The sequence below is a fragment of the Pseudomonas sp. H1_F01 genome (genome assembly GCF_054681425.1).
Window position 1 is genome coordinate 4,760,161 of the sequence record NZ_CP162823.1, and the last position, 16,672, is coordinate 4,776,832.

Genomic DNA, 16,672 nt, shown 5'->3' on the forward strand with positions numbered 1-16,672 from the left:
AGCGTAGAATTCGCCGCCTTGCGCTTAATCTTTTCGGACGCTTTCCCTGTGAACCCTGCAATCGATACCCCCACCACCCTCTCCCGCCCGGCCCGGGTTCGTCTTGAACTCAGGACCTTGCTGGCCCTGGCCTTGCCGATCATGGTGGCGCAACTGGCAACCACCGCCATGGGGTTTGTCGATGCGGTGATGGCCGGTCGGGTTGGCCCGCGGGACCTGGCCGCCGTGGCCCTGGGCAACTCGATCTGGGTGCCGGTGTTCCTGTTGATGACCGGCACATTGCTGGCGACCACCCCGAAAGTTGCCCAGCGCTTCGGCGCCGGTACGTTCGACGAGATCGGGCCGCTGGTGCGCCAGGCGCTGTGGCTGGCATTGGTGGTGGGGTTGATCGCCACACTGGCGCTGTTCAGCGCCGAACCGATCCTGCACATCATGAATGTCGACCCCGAACTGATTGGCCCATGCATGGAATACCTGCGGGGCATCGGCACGGGCCTGCCGGCCGTGGCGCTGTATCACGTACTGCGCTGCTTCAGCGACGGCCTGGGACGCACGCGGCCAGCGATGGTGCTGGGGCTGTGTGGGCTGGCGCTGAACATTCCGCTCAATTACATCTTCATCTATGGGCACCTCGGCGTGCCCGCCATGGGCGGCGTCGGTTGCGGCTGGGCCACGGCCATCGTGATGTGGGTCATGGCCCTGGGCATGGCCGGGTGGGCCCGCTGGGCACCGGCCTATCAGTCGAGCCGGCTGTTCAGCCGTTTCGACTGGCCGCAATGGGCGGTCATCAAGCGCCTGCTGGGCATCGGCTTGCCGATTGGCATTGCGGTGTTCGCCGAATCGAGCATTTTCGCGGTGATCGCGCTGCTGATCGGCAGCCTCGGTGCCACGGTGGTGGCCGGGCACCAGATCGCGCTGAACTTCAGCTCCCTGGTGTTCATGATCCCCTACTCCCTGGGCATGGCCGTCACGGTGCGGGTCGGCCAGGCCCTGGGTCGTCGTCAGCCTCGCGAAGCGCGCTTCGCCGCTGGTGTGGGCATGGGCACGGCCCTGGCGTACGCCTGCCTGTCGGCGAGCCTGATGTTCGCGCTGCGCGGGCCTATCGCGGCGATCTATACCGCCGATCCGGTGGTGATCGACGTGGCTTCGATGCTGATCGTCTACGCGGCGCTGTTTCAGTTTTCCGATGCGATCCAGGTCACGGCGGCAGGCGCGTTGCGCGGCTTCCAGGACACCCGGGTAACGATGATCCTGACCCTGTTCGCCTATTGGGGCATCGGCCTGCCGGTGGGTTACGCCCTGGGCCTGACCGACTGGCTCGGTGCCGCCAGCGGCCCGAGCGGATTGTGGCAAGGCCTGATCGTGGGCTTGAGCTGCGCGGCGCTGATGCTGTCGATCCGCCTGGCACGCAGCGCGCGCAAGCAGATCCGCATCAGCCGCTCGACGGATTAAGCGAGTTTCTTGCGGATCCAGTAGAGGTAAGTGCCCGCTTCCTCCTGCTGGGCCACCAGTTCGTGGTCCAGGAACACGCAAAACTTGGGGATGTCGCGGCGAGTCGAGGGGTCGGTGGCGATGACTTTCAGCAGGCCACCGGGGGCCAGGTCGCGGATGTGCTGGTGCAGCATCATCACCGGTTCCGGGCAATTGAGCCCCGTGGCATCCAGCGTGCCGTCGACCGGCGTGTCGTTCATTTCACTCATGTTCTACTCCTGAAACTGGCCGGCATTGTCGCGCAATGTCGGTTCTGAGCAAAGCCTGTGGGGCGGCAAACATGTGAGAGCAAGACTATGGGAGCAAGGCTTGCCCGCGATGCAGGCACCTCGATCTCCGGACCGCGTCATCGTTCATCGCGAGCAAGCTTTGCTCCCACGGGGCTTTTTCGTGTCCAACCGCCGCAGATGGCACGTCACTTCCTCGCGGTCGTGGTACAGCTGCTTGCAACCGATCTCGACCTTGATCCCCCGAGTCTTGAACCCCTCGGCGATGCGCTCGAGCAGGCGCTTGACCTCGGCATAACGCTGTTTCATCGGCAGCTTGAGGTTGACCACGGCCTCGCGGCAATGCCCTTCGCCAATCCACTCTTCCAGCATCGCCGCGTTGCGTGCCGGTTTCTCGACGATATCGCAGACCATCCAGTCCACCGGCTGCTTGGGCTTGAACGTGAAGCCGTCTGCCATCAGATGCTGCACCAGGCCGGTGTCCATCAGGCTTTCGGCCATCGGGCCATTGTCGATGGCGGTCACCAGCATGCCCCGGTTGACCAGTTGCCAGGTCCAGCCACCCGGCGCGGCGCCGAGGTCCACGCCGGTCATGTCGCTGTGCAGGCGCTCGTCCCACTGATCCCGGGGAATGAAATGGTGCCAGGCCTCTTCAAGCTTGAGGGTGGAACGACTCGGCGCTTCCCGGGGAAACTTCAGGCGGGGAATGCCCATGGGCCACATCGCCGAGTTATCGGATTCGGCCAGGCCCAGGAACACTTCGCGGCCACTCTTGAAAGTCAGCAGCAGGCGCGGCTTGCGCGAGTCGTCCACCAGCTTGCCGGCGCCAATCAGCGCCTTGCGCAACGGGCCTTCGAATTTTTTGCAGAAGTTCGACAGTTCCTTGCCGTCGTTGGTATCCACCACTTCCAGCCACAGGCTGCCACAGGTCGGGAAAGCGGCCATGTGGGCCAGGATGACGCTGATGCGATCGGTTTCCGGCAAATCGATGAACGTACCGCGCGCCCACTGGCGCGGAAAAATCAGTTCGGCGAAACGCTGGCCGCCCATCAGCCGCTCGGCGCCGTCGTCTTCGGTGCAGACAAATTCAGCGCAGGCACTGGCCGGTTTGGCCTTGGCGTAGCCGGCCACGTTGAGCCGGGCCGCGTGTTCGGCGATCTCGGAACAGACCTCGCCTTCGAAGCCTGGCCGGCAGTGCATGAAAAGCGTGTTCATTGAAACTCCGTAGCAAAGCCTGTCACGAAAACCGCCGCATGATAGCGGAGTTCGGAACCGCGAACCTGCCCATAGAGTCCAGTGATTAGTCATACGCTCAAAACAGGGCTAGGTTAAAGGCTCTGTCCGTTCCGTCAGTCCGTAGCCGTGCGGACTCAAAGGAGTGATTTCAATGCCGTCCCTCGATAGCCTGAAAACCCTTAAAACACTGCAAGTCGACGCCAGGACCTACCACTACTTCAGCCTGCCGGATGCCGCCCGAAGCCTGGGCGACCTGGACAAACTGCCCATGTCGTTGAAGGTACTGCTGGAAAACCTGCTGCGCTGGGAAGATGAAAAAACCGTCACCGGCACCGACCTCAAGGCCCTGGCCGGGTGGCTCAAGGAGCGCCGTTCCGACCGCGAGATTCAATACCGCCCCGCCCGGGTGTTGATGCAAGACTTCACCGGCGTCCCCGCCGTGGTCGACCTGGCCGCCATGCGCGCCGCCGTGGAAAAGGCCGGCGGCGATCCCCAGCGGATCAACCCGCTGTCGCCGGTGGACCTGGTGATCGACCACTCGGTGATGGTGGACAAATTCGCCAGCAGCCAGGCGTTCGAGCAGAACGTCGACATCGAAATGCAACGCAACGGCGAACGCTACGCCTTCCTGCGTTGGGGCCAGAGCGCTTTCGACAACTTCAGCGTGGTGCCGCCGGGCACTGGCATCTGCCATCAGGTCAACCTCGAATACCTGGGCCGCACCGTGTGGACCAAAGAGGAAGACGGTCGCACCTACGCGTTCCCCGACACCCTGGTGGGCACCGACTCCCACACCACCATGATCAATGGCCTCGGCGTGCTGGGCTGGGGCGTCGGCGGGATCGAGGCGGAAGCCGCCATGCTCGGCCAACCGGTGTCGATGCTGATTCCCGAGGTCATCGGCTTCAAACTCATCGGCAAGCTGCGCGAAGGCATCACTGCCACCGACCTGGTGCTGACCGTCACGCAGATGCTGCGCAAGAAAGGCGTGGTGGGCAAATTCGTCGAGTTCTATGGCGACGGCCTTGCCGACCTGCCCCTGGCCGACCGCGCCACCATCGCCAACATGGCCCCGGAATATGGCGCCACCTGCGGTTTCTTCCCGGTGGACGATGTGACCCTGGATTACTTGCGCCTGTCGGGACGCCCAGCGGAAACGGTGAAATTGGTCGAGGCCTATTGCAAGGCCCAGGGCCTGTGGCGCTTGCCCGGCCAGGAACCGGTGTTCACCGACACCCTGGAGCTGGACATGAGCAGCGTCGAAGCCAGCCTCGCCGGACCGAAACGCCCGCAGGACCGGGTCTCGTTGCCGAATGTCGGCCAGGCTTTCAGCGACTTCCTGGGGTTGCAGGTCAAACCCACCAGCAAAGAAGAAGGTCGCCTGGAAAGTGAAGGTGGCGGTGGCGTCGCGGTGGGCAATGCCGATCAGGTGGGCGAAGCCGAATATGAATTCGAAGGCCACACCCATCGCCTGAAAAACGGCGCGGTGGTGATTGCCGCCATTACTTCGTGCACCAACACCTCCAACCCCAGCGTGATGATGGCCGCCGGGCTGCTGGCGAAAAAAGCCGTGGAGAAAGGCCTGACCCGCAAGCCTTGGGTCAAGAGTTCCCTGGCGCCGGGCTCCAAGGTGGTCACCGACTACTACAAGGCGGCCGGCCTGACCGAGTACCTGGATAAACTTGGTTTCGACTTGGTGGGCTATGGTTGCACCACCTGCATCGGCAACTCCGGACCATTGCCGGAGCCCATCGAAAAAGCCATCCAGAAAGCCGACCTGACGGTGGCCTCGGTATTGTCAGGCAACCGCAACTTCGAAGGCCGGGTGCATCCACTGGTGAAGACCAACTGGCTGGCCTCGCCGCCACTGGTGGTCGCCTATGCCCTGGCCGGCACGGTGCGTATCGATATCAGTAGCGAGCCGCTGGGCAACGACCGGGACGGCAAGCCGGTGTACCTGCGGGACATCTGGCCCAGCAGCCAGGAAGTGGCCGCCGCCGTGGCCCAGGTCAACACCAGCATGTTCCACAAGGAATACGCCGCCGTGTTTGCCGGTGACGAGCAATGGCAGGCCATCGAAGTGCCGCAAGCGGCGACTTACGTCTGGCAGGACGACTCGACCTACATCCAGCACCCGCCGTTCTTCGACGACATCGACGGGCCGCCACCGGCTGTCAGGAACGTCGAAGGCGCCCGGGTCCTGGCCCTGCTGGGAGACTCGGTGACCACCGACCACATCTCCCCGGCTGGCAATATCAAGGCGGACAGCCCGGCCGGTCGCTACCTGCGCGAACAAGGCGTGGAGCCGCGAGACTTCAACTCCTACGGGTCCAGGCGCGGCAACCACCAGGTGATGATGCGCGGCACCTTCGCCAATATCCGCATTCGCAACGAAATGCTCGACGGCGAAGAAGGCGGCAACACGATCTACATTCCCAGTGGTGAACGAATGCCGATCTACGACGCCGCCATGCGGTACCAGGCCGCGGGCACGCCATTGGTGGTGATCGCCGGCCAGGAATATGGCACCGGGTCGAGCCGGGACTGGGCAGCCAAGGGCACGAACCTGCTGGGGGTCAAGGCGGTGATCGCCGAAAGCTTCGAGCGTATCCATCGCTCCAACCTGGTGGGCATGGGCGTGCTGCCGTTGCAGTTCAAGCTCGACCAGAACCGCAAGAGCCTGAACCTCACGGGCAAGGAAACCCTGGACATCCTCGGGCTCAACAACGTCGAACTGACGCCGCGCATGAACCTGCCCCTGGTCATTACCCGCGAGGACGGCAGCCAGGAGCGAATCGAAGTGTTGTGCCGGATCGATACCTTGAATGAAGTGGAATATTTCAAGGCCGGCGGGATCCTTCACTATGTGTTGCGGCAATTGATTGCCAGTTAAAGATAAGTGCCCCTGTGTGCGAGCTTGCTCGCGATAGCGATAGAACAGCCAACATCGATGTTGACTGACAAGCCTCTATCGCGAGCAAGCTCGCTCCCACAGGTTCTGCGGCTGCCTGACCGTCATTAGCGTTTTAACAGGCGGCGTTTTTGCACGAGCCTGCCTATAATCCCGTCGGCACTCACGGAACAGAGTCAGCCAACGGCTTGCACCCTCCTACGCATGAACCTGCATGGATACAAAACGTGTTCTTTGCGCGACCTGGCGGCGTCATAGACGCGGCGGCCACTTTCGCCCAAAGCTCTACCGTCTAAAAGGATGTTATATGCCCGCTTTACCTTGGCCCTACCTGGCCATGCTCGCCATCGGCTATGGCCTGGCCCTGGCTTACGGTCAGTTGGCCTGGACCGCCCTCATCTCAGTCGCGCTATTGCTGTTCGCCGGGTATGCCGTTCGCCAGCAACCCATGCCAATCGGCCGGTTTCTCGGTCACATTCTATTTGTGGTAATGGCCCTGGCGTTGGCCTTGCATTGGATGCCCGGCTTCTTCAACGGGCGGGTGATCCCCGCGCAACGCTTGACCGACGACGCGGCGCCATTTGCCATGTACCTCAACCAGGACAAGCCCCTGATCGGATTCTGGCTGCTGCTGGCCTGCCCCTGGATCGTCGGTCGGCGCTCGTTGCGCCTGTCGGTCTATGCCACGGCCCTGGGTCTGGCGCTGAGCGCGGTGCTGGCCCTCGGCGGGGCGATGCTGCTGGGCATGATCCACTGGGCACCAAAGTGGCCGGAGCACGCCTGGCTGTGGGTGTTCAATAATCTTTTATTGGTGACGCTCGTGGAGGAAGCGCTGTTTCGCGGCTACATTCAGGGAGGCTTGAGCCAGCGCTTCAAACACCTGAGTTACGGCAACAACCTGGCGCTGCTCCTGACCTCGCTGCTGTTCGGCCTGGTACACGCTGGCGCAGGTTGGCAATGGGTGCTGCTGTCGGGCCTGGCGGGGGTCGGCTACGGCCTGGCATATCGTTTTGGCGGCCTGGGTGCGGCGATTGCCACGCATTTTCTCCTCAATCTGCTTCATTTCGCCCTATTTACCTACCCGATGCTGGCGTGATAGCGACAGGCAAAAATAACTTCAATTTAAACCTGACACCGCCGACAACCTTTCATAGCCTTTCAAAGCCTTGCGGATCTACACACATGCGTAACAACCAACCCGTCACACAACGCGAAAGGACCTTCCCGGCCCAGCAACGATTGATTTCGACCACCGACGCCAAGGGCGTGATCACCTACTGCAACGACGCATTCGTTGACATCAGCGGGTATTCGAAGGAAGAACTGATTCGTTCGCCGCACAATCTCGTGCGCCATCCCGACGTCCCATCCGCGGTGTTCGCACACATGTGGGGTACGCTGAAACAAGGCTTGCCATGGATGGGCATCGTCAAGAATCGCAGCAAGAACGGCGACCATTACTGGGTCAACGCCTATGTCACGCCTGTGTTCGAGGGCAATCAGGTGGTCGGCTACGAATCGGTGCGGGTCAAGCCCTCCGCCGAACAGATCGCCCGGGCCGAAGCGCTTTATCAACGCATCAACCAAGGCAAGTCCGCGGTTCCGGGCAGCGACAAATGGGTGCCCATGCTGCAGGACTGGCTACCGTTTATCCTGGTCAGCCAGTTGAGTTTCGTCGTCGGCGCGTTCCTGGATTCCTCCTGGGGCTTTGCCCTGGCGGCCGTGCTGGCGGTGCCCTTGGGGCTGATGGGCCTGCAATGGCAGCAACGCGGGATCAAGCGCCTGCTGCGCCTGGCCGAACAGACCACGTCCGACCCGCTGATCGCCCGGATGTACACCGACAGCCGCGGCGTCCAGGCACGCCTGGAGATGTCGATCCTCAGCCAGGAGGCGCGCCTGAAAACCTGCCTGACCCGCCTGCAGGACACCGCCGAGCACCTTAACGACCAGGCTCGCCAGTCCAACACCCTGGCCCATGACAGTTCCAGCGGTCTGGAGCGCCAGCGGGTGGAAACCGAACAGGTCGCCACGGCCGTCAACCAGATGGCCGCAACGACCCAGGAAGTCGCCAGCCACGTGCAGCGCACCGCCGATGCCACCCAGGAAGCCAACCGCCTGACCAGCCGCGGCCGCGACATCGCCGGCGAAACCCGCGAAGCCATCGAGCGCCTGTCGGTGGTGGTCGGCGAAACCGGGCAGACCGTGACCCAGTTGGCCAAGGACAGCGACGAGATCGGTGGCGTGGTAGACGTGATCAAAGGCATCGCCGACCAGACCAACCTGCTGGCCCTCAACGCCGCCATCGAAGCGGCCCGTGCCGGGGAGATGGGCCGTGGTTTTGCCGTGGTGGCTGACGAAGTGCGGCAACTGGCACAACGCACCAGCGAATCCACCGGGCAGATCCACGCCCTGATCGCCAAGCTCCAGCAGACCGCCACCAACGCCGTGCAGACCATGGACGCTGGTCATCGCCAGGCCGAAGAAGGCGTGGCCCGGGTCATGGAAGCGGACGAGGCGCTGGTGGGGATCAGCGAAGCGGTGGCCCACATCACCGACATGACCACCCAGATCGCCGCCGCCACCGAGGAGCAAAGCTCAGTGGCCGAGGAGATCAGCCGCAACATCAGCAACATCTCGGCTCTCGCCGACCAGACCTCTGGCCAGGCTCACAGCTCGGCGCTGCTGAGCGAAGAGCTGACCCGCACGGCCAACACGCAGTATTCGTTGGTGGAGCGGTTTAATCGCTGATAGATGTTGGCTTGATCAAAAAACCCGGACAGCGAAAGCTTCCGGGTTTTTTGTTGCCTGATAGATCGCTATCGCGAGCAAGCTCGCGATAAGGCCGGCAACAGCATCATCATTTCTGAAGAAGAAACCCGGCCACTCTCTGCGCCGCCGCCTCCAGATGCTGCTCATGACTGAACCCCGAAGCCTTCAGCGGCTTGAGGTCATGATCCCCCGCCACCAACCACAACACCTCGATGCTCGGTGACAAGGTGTAGCCCTGCACCGCCTCCCGATTGCCCAGCGCATCGCGCTCGCCCTGGACGATCATGGTCCGGGTTTTCAACGCCGCCAGGTGCTCGACCCGTGGTTTCTCCGGCTTGCCCACCGCATAGAAGGGATACCCCAGGCACACCAGCGCATCGGCGCCCAACTCATCGGCCAGCAGGCTCGCCATGCGCCCGCCCATGGACTTGCCCCCCACCGCCAGCCGCCCAGCGACATAAGGCCGCACCGTGGTGTACACCTCCCGCCAGCATTCCAGCAGCTTAGGTGCCGGGTTGGGCGGACGCTTGCTCCCGTCCCGGCGCCGTTGGGCCATGTAGGGAAACTCGAAACGCAACACGTTGACACCATGCGCGGCAAGGCGCGCGGCCATTTCCTCCATAAAGCCACTGTCCATTGGCGCACCGGCACCATGGGCCAGGATCAGGGTTGGCGCCTTGGCGCCAGCGACCGATTGTCCGGCTGTCCATAACCAGCCATGTTCGGCTACACATCGCGCCCATTGATCCCCGTCAATACTGGCCTTGTGCTGTTTGTCCATGCTGACCTCGCTTTTAGTCTGCCTATAACTCCAGGCGAAGAACGCCGCACTGCCTTGCGCAGGCGCTCACTTCGGCTGAACCGTGGATGGGGAACCATGAACACTTCTATCAGTACCGCCTACAACTACAAGGTGGTCCGCCAATTCGCCATTATGACGGTGGTGTGGGGCATCGTCGGCATGGGGCTCGGGGTTTTTCTCGCCGCCCAATTGGTCTGGCCACAACTCAACTTCGATTTGCCATGGACCAGCTTCGGCCGCCTGCGCCCACTGCACACCAACGCAGTGATCTTCGCTTTCGGCGGTTGCGCCCTGTTCGCCAGTTCGTTCTATTCGGTGCAACGCACCTGCCAGACGCAGCTGTTCGCGCCGAAAATCGCCGCGTTCTGCTTCTGGGGCTGGCAACTGGTGATCCTGCTGGCGGCCATCAGCCTGCCACTGGGCTACACCAGTTCCAAGGAATACGCCGAGCTGGAATGGCCGATCGACATCCTGATCACCATCGTCTGGGTGGCCTACGCCATCGTGTTCTTCGGCACCGTGGCCAAGCGCAACACCAAGCACATCTACGTCGGTAACTGGTTCTTCGGCGGGTTCATCCTGACCGTGGCGATCCTGCACATCGTCAACAACCTGGAACTGCCAGTGAGCTTCACCAAGTCCTACTCGGTGTACGCCGGGGCCACGGACGCGATGGTGCAATGGTGGTACGGCCACAACGCCGTGGGCTTCTTCCTCACCGCAGGCTTCCTGGGGATGATGTACTACTTCGTGCCGAAGCAGGCCGAGCGCCCGGTGTATTCCTATCGCTTGTCCATCGTGCACTTCTGGGCGCTGATCACCCTGTACATCTGGGCAGGTCCCCACCACCTGCACTACACCGCGCTGCCGGACTGGGCACAGTCGCTGGGTATGGTGATGTCGCTGATCCTGCTGGCGCCAAGCTGGGGCGGCATGATCAACGGCATGATGACCCTGTCGGGCGCCTGGCATAAGCTGCGCAGCGACCCGATCCTGCGGTTCCTGGTAGTGTCCCTGGCGTTCTACGGCATGTCGACCTTCGAAGGTCCGATGATGGCGATCAAGACCGTCAACGCCCTCTCCCACTACACCGACTGGACCATCGGCCACGTACATGCCGGCGCGCTCGGCTGGGTGGCAATGATTTCCATCGGCGCGCTGTACCACATGATCCCGAAAGTCTTCGGCCGGCCACAGATGCACAGCATCGGCCTGATCAACGCGCACTTCTGGCTCGCAACCATCGGCACCGTGCTCTACATCGCCTCGATGTGGGTCAACGGCATCGCCCAGGGCCTGATGTGGCGTGCGGTGAACGAGGACGGCACGCTCACCTACTCCTTCGTCGAAACCCTGGTGGCCAGCCACCCAGGCTTCGTCGTGCGGCTGGCGGGCGGGTCGATCTTCCTCCTCGGCATGCTGCTGATGGCCTACAACACCTGGCGCACCGTGCGGGCCTACCAGCCTGCCGAAGCCGCCGCTGCCGCGCAGATGGCCTGAGGAGTCCACCATGAAACACGAAACAATCGAAAAAAACGTCGGCCTGCTGATGCTGCTGATGGTCCTGGCCGTGAGCATTGGCGGCCTGACCCAGATCGTGCCGCTGTTCTTCCAGGACGTGACCAATAAACCGGTAGACGGCATGAAGCCCTACACCGCCCTGCAACTGGAAGGCCGCGACATCTACATCCGTGAAGGCTGCGTCGGCTGCCACTCGCAGATGATCCGTCCGTTCCGCGCCGAGACCGAGCGCTACGGCCACTACTCCGTCGCCGGCGAAAGCGTCTGGGACCATCCATTCCTGTGGGGCTCCAAGCGCACCGGGCCGGACCTGGCACGGGTCGGCGCGCGCTACTCCGATGATTGGCACCGCGCCCACTTGTACAACCCGCGCAACGTCGTGCCCGAGTCGAAAATGCCGGCCTACCCGTGGCTGGTGACCCACGCGGTAGACAGCAGCCACACCGAAGGCAAGCTGCGCGCCATGCGCACCCTGGGCGTGCCGTATACCGATGACGACATCGCAGGCGCGACGGCCTCGCTCAAGGGCAAGACCGAAATGGACGCGCTGGTGGCCTACCTGCAAGTGCTCGGCACTGCCATCAAGAGCAAGAGGTGAGCCATGGTTCTTGAAATGAGTACTGGAATGATCCGCGGCCTGGGCACGGTCGTGGTGTTCATCGCCTTCATCGGCCTGACCCTGTGGGTATTCAGCAGCAAACGTCGTCCAGAGTTCGCCGAAGCGCGCCTGCTGCCGTTCGCCGACGAGCCACCTGCCGACATCGCCACCCCCCAAGACCCTGCAACAAGGAGTACCCGGCCATGACCACCTTCTGGAGTACGTGGATCTGCGTACTGACCATCGGCAGCCTCATCGGCCTGACTTGGTTGCTGATCGGCACTCGCAAGGGCGAGACCAAGGGCAGCGTCGACCAGACCATGGGCCACAGCTTCGACGGCATCGAGGAGTACGACAACCCGCTGCCGCAGTGGTGGTTCCTGTTGTTCGCCGGCACCCTGGTGTTTTCCGTCGGCTACCTGGTCCTCTATCCGGGCCTGGGCAACTGGAAAGGCATCCTGCCAGGCTACGAGAACGGCTGGACCGGCGCCCATGAATGGGAAAAGGAAATGGCCAAGGCCGACGCCAAGTTCGGGCCGATCTTCGCCAAATTCGCCGCCATGCCCGTGGAGGAAGTGGCCAAGGACCCACAAGCCTTGAAGATGGGTGGCCGCCTGTTCGCCTCCAACTGCTCGGTCTGCCACGGTTCGGACGCCAAGGGTGCCTTCGGCTTCCCGAACCTGGTCGACAGCAACTGGCGCTGGGGCGGCGCTGCCGACACCATCAAGACCACCATCATGGGCGGCCGCATGGCGGCGATGCCGGCCTGGGGTGAAGTGCTGGGAGAGGCCGGGGTCAAGAACGTGGCCGCGTACGTACGCCACGATTTGGCCGGTCTGCCTCTGCCGGCGGACAGTGGTGCCGACCTGCAAGCCGGCCAACAGGCCTTCAGCACCACCTGTGTCGCCTGCCACGGCGCCAACGGCCAGGGAACCGAAGCCATGGGCGCGCCGAACCTGACGAAACCGGCCGGCTTCATCTACGGCACCAGCCTGGCACAGTTGCAGCAGACCATTCGCCATGGTCGCCAGGGCCACATGCCAGCGCAGAATGAGTTGCTGGGCAATGACAAGGTGCAGCTGCTGGCCGCCTACGTCTACAGTCTGTCCCACACCGCCGGTGCCGAGCGCCTGCAAGCCGAACACAAAAGCGAATAAATCTTGACCGCGTGAACAGCCGCATCCGTCTGGATGCGGCTGCTCCGTGTCCCTGCGCGACGCATTGTCGCACCCTCCCATAGTCTTTCTTTCGGTTCCCCGGAATCGGGTCTAAGCTTGCCTTTGCGTGCGCTGGCGACTGCCGGTTTCAGGTCGACCCGACCCGATGCGTTCGACAATCGTTCGTCAAAAAGGCCGCAAAGGCAGGTGAATACCGGCTGTTGCGACAGTTGCCTGGCATCACCCGAACGCTGTGTTTGAACACACCCCGTTACAACCGACCTGACCCCCTCGCCTCATTCCTTCGTTGCGACATTTTGCCGTGGGCCATTTTTGTCCCTACAAGGAACATGGAAAGGCCGCAGAATCAGCTTTGGAAAGCATTGACCCAGGTCATGGCGCGTTGCAATGACCCCCCGCTTTCTCCATACTTGCGACCGATTTTTATCCTAATAAAACACCCAAACCGTGGAACCTTAGAATGAGCACAGCAATCAGTCCGACTGCTTATAACTATAAGGTAGTCCGCCAGTTCGCCATCATGACGGTGGTCTGGGGGATCCTTGGCATGGGGCTCGGTGTCTTCATCGCCTCGCAACTGGTCTGGCCGGAGTTGAACTTCGATCTGCCATGGACGACATTTGGACGCCTGCGCCCGCTGCACACCAACCTGGTGATCTTCGCCTTCGGTGGTTGTGCATTGTTTGCCACTTCTTACTACGTCGTGCAGCGAACCTGCCAAACGCGACTGATCTCCGACAGCCTCGCCGCCTTCACCTTCTGGGGCTGGCAAGCGGTCATCGTCGGTGCGATCGTGACCTTGCCACTGGGTTACACCACCACCAAGGAATACGCTGAGCTGGAATGGCCCCTGGCTATCCTGCTGGCCATCGTCTGGGTGACCTACGGTCTGGTGTTCTTCGGCACCATCGTCAAGCGCAAGACCAAGCACATCTACGTCGGTAACTGGTTCTACGGTGCGTTCATCGTCGTGACAGCCATGCTGCACATCGTCAACCACGCTTCCCTGCCGGTCAGCTTCTTCAAGTCGTACTCGGCCTATTCGGGCGCGACGGATGCGATGATCCAGTGGTGGTACGGCCACAACGCCGTAGGCTTCTTCCTGACCACGGGCTTCCTGGGGATGATGTACTACTTCGTGCCGAAACAGGCCGAGCGTCCGATCTATTCCTATCGCCTGTCCATCGTCCACTTCTGGGCGCTGATCACCCTGTACATCTGGGCCGGTCCCCACCACCTGCACTACACCGCACTGCCAGACTGGGCGCAGTCCCTGGGCATGGCGATGTCGATCATCCTGCTGGCGCCAAGCTGGGGCGGCATGATCAACGGCATGATGACCCTGTCGGGCGCCTGGCATAAGCTGCGCACCGACCCGATCCTGCGGTTCCTGGTTGTGTCGCTGGCGTTCTACGGCATGTCGACCTTCGAAGGCCCGATGATGGCGATCAAGACCGTCAACTCCCTGAGCCACTACACCGACTGGACCATCGGCCACGTACACGCTGGTGCGCTCGGCTGGGTTGCGATGATTTCCATCGGCGCCATCTACCACATGATCCCGAAACTGTTCGGTCGTGCGCAGATGCACAGCACCGGCCTGATCAACGCGCACTTCTGGCTCGCGACCATCGGCACCGTGCTCTACATCGCCTCGATGTGGGTCAACGGCATCACCCAAGGCCTGATGTGGCGTGCGATCAACGACGACGGCACCCTGACCTACTCGTTCGTCGAAGCCCTGCAAGCCAGCCACCCGGGCTATATCGTCCGAGCCCTGGGCGGCGCGTTCTTCGCCAGCGGCATGCTGTTCATGGCCTACAACGTGTACCGCACCGTTCGTGCCTCTGACCCGGCTGAAGCTGAAGCCGCCGCCAAGATCGCCGTAGTTGGAGCTCACTGATGAAGCACGAAGCAGTAGAGAAGAATATCGGCCTGCTGGCCTTCTTCATGGTCATCGCCGTGAGCATCGGCGGCCTGACCCAGATCGTTCCGCTGTTCTTCCAGGACGTGACCAACAAGCCGGTCGAAGGCATGAAGCCACGTACCGCCCTTGAACTGGAAGGCCGTGACATCTATATCGCCAACGGTTGTGTCGGCTGCCACTCGCAGATGATCCGTCCGTTCCGCGCCGAAACCGAACGCTATGGCCACTATTCGGTCGCCGGTGAAAGCGTCTGGGACCACCCATTCCTGTGGGGTTCCAAGCGTACCGGTCCGGACCTGGCCCGCGTTGGCGGCCGCTACTCCGACGACTGGCACCGTGCGCACTTGTACAACCCGCGCAACGTAGTGCCTGAGTCGAAAATGCCGGCCTACCCGTTCCTCGTAGAAAACAAGCTCGACGGCAAAGACACCGCCAAGAAAATGGAAGTCCTGCGCACCCTGGGCGTGCCTTACACCGACGAAGACATCGCCGGTGCCAAGGATGCCGTCAAGGGCAAGACTGAAATGGACGCGCTGGTGGCCTATCTGCAAGGCCTGGGCACCATCATCAAAAGCAAACGGTGATTCTTTATGGATATCGGGATGATTCGCGGCCTGGGCACCGTCGTCGTGATGGTGGCCTTCATCGGTCTGGCCCTGTGGGTGTTCAGCCCCAAGCGCAAGTCGGAGTTTGACGACGCGACCTTGCTGCCGTTCGCGGATGATCCCGAAGCCATCAAGCACGTCGAGCAAGCTTCTAGGAGTAACAAAGAATGACTACATTCTGGAGTCTGTACGTCACAGTCCTCAGCCTGGGAACGATCTTCTCCCTGACCTGGCTGCTGCTGTCGACCCGCAAGGGCCAGCGCGCCGAGCAGACGGACGAGACCGTCGGCCACTCGTTCGACGGGATCGAGGAGTACGACAACCCACTGCCGAAATGGTGGTTCATGCTGTTCGTGGGCACCATCGTGTTCGCCCTCGGTTACCTGGTGCTCTACCCTGGCCTGGGCAACTGGAAAGGCCTGCTGCCAGGCTATAACTACCTGGACACCGAAAAGCAGACCGCCTTCGCCAACGGCCAGACCGGCTGGACAGGTGTTCACGAGTGGGAAAAGGAAATGGCTCGCTCGGACGCCAAGTTCGGTCCGATCTTCGCCAAGTTCGCCTCCATGCCGATCGAAGAAGTCGCCAAGGACCCGCAAGCCCTGAAGATGGGTGGCCGCCTGTTCGCCTCCAACTGCTCGGTTTGCCATGGTTCCGACGCCAAGGGTGCCTATGGCTTCCCCAACCTGACCGACGCCGACTGGCGCTGGGGCGGTGAGCCGGAAACCATCAAGACCACCATCATGGGCGGTCGTCACGCCGTGATGCCGGGCTGGGCTGCCGTGGTTGGCGAGCAAGGCGTCGCTGACGTGGCTTCCTACCTGGTGACCAGCCTGCACGGCCGCAAACTGCCGGAAGGCGCCAAGGCCGATCCGGCCAACGGCCAGAAACTGTTCGCGGCCAACTGCGTGGCCTGCCATGGCCCAGCCGGCAAAGGCACGCCCGCCATGGGCGCACCTGACCTGACGCACCCTGCGGCGTTCATCTACGGTTCGAGCTTCGCTCAACTGCAGCAAACCATCCGCTACGGCCGCCAGGGCCAGATGCCTGCCCAGGCTGACCTGCAAGGCAACGACAAGGTCCACTTGCTGGCCGCCTATGTCTATAGCCTGTCTCATGGCGAAAAGGCTCCGGCCGCTGACGCCCAGTAAGACGAGTAGCTGATACACCAAAGGCCCCGCCAATCTGATTGGCGGGGCCTTTTTGTTACCGGCCGAAAACCTGGGTAAATCTGTTTCGCCTGTCGGCCACCCGCCCCGGTAGCAACATGCCTACATCGGCGTGGCAGTGCTCGACCCGTGGGTTGGCTGATGCATATTCGGCAGTCATCACAAGGTGCCCTTCGGCTCGCCAACGCCACAGAAAGTCTATAGTCAATTGATCTGAGTCATGACTTGTTACATCCGC

General features: G+C 62.2%; 15 protein-coding genes. 12 read left to right on the forward strand and 3 right to left on the reverse strand.

The features are described 5' to 3' along the window. Positions 1 to 48 precede the first annotated feature (48 nt). Complete coding sequence (locus tag AB4O09_RS21500; protein WP_003199625.1) at positions 49 to 1,452, forward strand: MATE family efflux transporter; 1,404 nt, start codon at positions 49 to 51, stop codon at positions 1,450 to 1,452. On the opposite strand, the gene tusA is transcribed toward AB4O09_RS21500, so the two are convergent. Together tusA and rlmM are read right to left on the reverse strand one after the other, a co-directional pair. Then, the gene (gene tusA / locus AB4O09_RS21505) at positions 1,449 to 1,700 is read right to left on the reverse strand and encodes a sulfurtransferase TusA (RefSeq protein WP_003183455.1); all 252 of its coding nucleotides are present in this window, start codon (positions 1,698 to 1,700) and stop codon (positions 1,449 to 1,451) included. The two genes, AB4O09_RS21500 and tusA, sit on opposite strands and share 4 nt — an antisense overlap. Before the next feature lie 144 nt (positions 1,701 to 1,844). After that, complete coding sequence (rlmM, locus tag AB4O09_RS21510) at positions 1,845 to 2,933, reverse strand: 23S rRNA (cytidine(2498)-2'-O)-methyltransferase RlmM (protein WP_013692619.1); 1,089 nt, start codon at positions 2,931 to 2,933, stop codon at positions 1,845 to 1,847. Positions 2,934 to 3,105: 172 nt separating this feature from the next. Here rlmM and acnA point away from each other — a divergent pair, with 172 nt between their 5' ends. The 3 genes from acnA to AB4O09_RS21525 all read left to right on the forward strand — a co-directional run bounded on the left by acnA (position 3,106) and on the right by AB4O09_RS21525 (position 8,613). Then, the gene (gene acnA, locus AB4O09_RS21515; protein WP_027912672.1) at positions 3,106 to 5,847 is read left to right on the forward strand and encodes an aconitate hydratase AcnA; all 2,742 of its coding nucleotides are present in this window, start codon (positions 3,106 to 3,108) and stop codon (positions 5,845 to 5,847) included. 325 nt (positions 5,848 to 6,172) lie between these two features. After that, entirely contained in the window at positions 6,173 to 6,961 is a 789-nt protein-coding gene (locus AB4O09_RS21520; protein ID WP_053162184.1) for a CPBP family intramembrane glutamic endopeptidase, read from the forward strand. Positions 6,962 to 7,047: 86 nt separating this feature from the next. Then, a complete protein-coding gene (locus AB4O09_RS21525; RefSeq protein WP_003199618.1) occupies positions 7,048 to 8,613 on the forward strand; it encodes a methyl-accepting chemotaxis protein in 1,566 nt (521 codons plus the stop codon). A gap of 109 nt (positions 8,614 to 8,722) precedes the next feature. Here AB4O09_RS21525 and AB4O09_RS21530 read toward each other — a convergent pair whose 3' ends face one another. Further along, the gene (locus AB4O09_RS21530; RefSeq protein ID WP_223528240.1) at positions 8,723 to 9,415 is read right to left on the reverse strand and encodes an alpha/beta family hydrolase; all 693 of its coding nucleotides are present in this window, start codon (positions 9,413 to 9,415) and stop codon (positions 8,723 to 8,725) included. A 96-nt stretch (positions 9,416 to 9,511) separates the two neighbouring features. On the opposite strand from AB4O09_RS21530, the gene ccoN (AB4O09_RS21535) reads away from it, so the two are divergent. From ccoN (AB4O09_RS21535) to ccoP (AB4O09_RS21570), 8 genes are all read left to right on the forward strand, one after another. After that, on the forward strand, positions 9,512 to 10,936 hold the full coding sequence (gene ccoN / locus AB4O09_RS21535) for a cytochrome-c oxidase, cbb3-type subunit I (RefSeq protein WP_003199614.1): 1,425 nt from the start codon (positions 9,512 to 9,514) through the stop codon (positions 10,934 to 10,936). Positions 10,937 to 10,946: 10 nt separating this feature from the next. Then, positions 10,947 to 11,555 carry a cytochrome-c oxidase, cbb3-type subunit II gene (gene ccoO, locus AB4O09_RS21540; RefSeq protein WP_003199612.1) on the forward strand — a complete coding sequence of 203 codons (609 nt, stop codon included), beginning with the start codon at positions 10,947 to 10,949 and terminating at the stop codon, positions 11,553 to 11,555. A 3-nt stretch (positions 11,556 to 11,558) separates the two neighbouring features. Continuing rightward, positions 11,559 to 11,762 carry a cbb3-type cytochrome oxidase subunit 3 gene (locus AB4O09_RS21545; protein ID WP_003199610.1) on the forward strand — a complete coding sequence of 68 codons (204 nt, stop codon included), beginning with the start codon at positions 11,559 to 11,561 and terminating at the stop codon, positions 11,760 to 11,762. Further along, positions 11,759 to 12,712 carry a cytochrome-c oxidase, cbb3-type subunit III gene (gene ccoP, locus AB4O09_RS21550; protein ID WP_003199609.1) on the forward strand — a complete coding sequence of 318 codons (954 nt, stop codon included), beginning with the start codon at positions 11,759 to 11,761 and terminating at the stop codon, positions 12,710 to 12,712. The genes AB4O09_RS21545 and ccoP (AB4O09_RS21550) overlap by 4 nt, the downstream gene beginning before the upstream one ends. A 481-nt stretch (positions 12,713 to 13,193) precedes the next feature. After that, positions 13,194 to 14,636 (forward strand): cytochrome-c oxidase, cbb3-type subunit I, encoded by a 1,443-nt coding sequence (ccoN, locus tag AB4O09_RS21555; protein ID WP_003199607.1) that lies wholly within the window; start codon positions 13,194 to 13,196, stop codon positions 14,634 to 14,636. Beyond that, the gene (gene ccoO / locus AB4O09_RS21560; protein WP_003199605.1) at positions 14,636 to 15,244 is read left to right on the forward strand and encodes a cytochrome-c oxidase, cbb3-type subunit II; all 609 of its coding nucleotides are present in this window, start codon (positions 14,636 to 14,638) and stop codon (positions 15,242 to 15,244) included. Before ccoN (AB4O09_RS21555) ends, ccoO (AB4O09_RS21560) begins: the two co-directional genes overlap by 1 nt. Before the next feature lie 6 nt (positions 15,245 to 15,250). Continuing rightward, positions 15,251 to 15,436: a CcoQ/FixQ family Cbb3-type cytochrome c oxidase assembly chaperone gene (locus tag AB4O09_RS21565; protein ID WP_003183474.1), complete on the forward strand. Its 186-nt coding sequence runs from the start codon at positions 15,251 to 15,253 to the stop codon at positions 15,434 to 15,436. Further along, the gene (gene ccoP / locus AB4O09_RS21570; protein ID WP_003199603.1) at positions 15,433 to 16,416 is read left to right on the forward strand and encodes a cytochrome-c oxidase, cbb3-type subunit III; all 984 of its coding nucleotides are present in this window, start codon (positions 15,433 to 15,435) and stop codon (positions 16,414 to 16,416) included. Before AB4O09_RS21565 ends, ccoP (AB4O09_RS21570) begins: the two co-directional genes overlap by 4 nt. Positions 16,417 to 16,672: the final 256 nt, after the last annotated feature.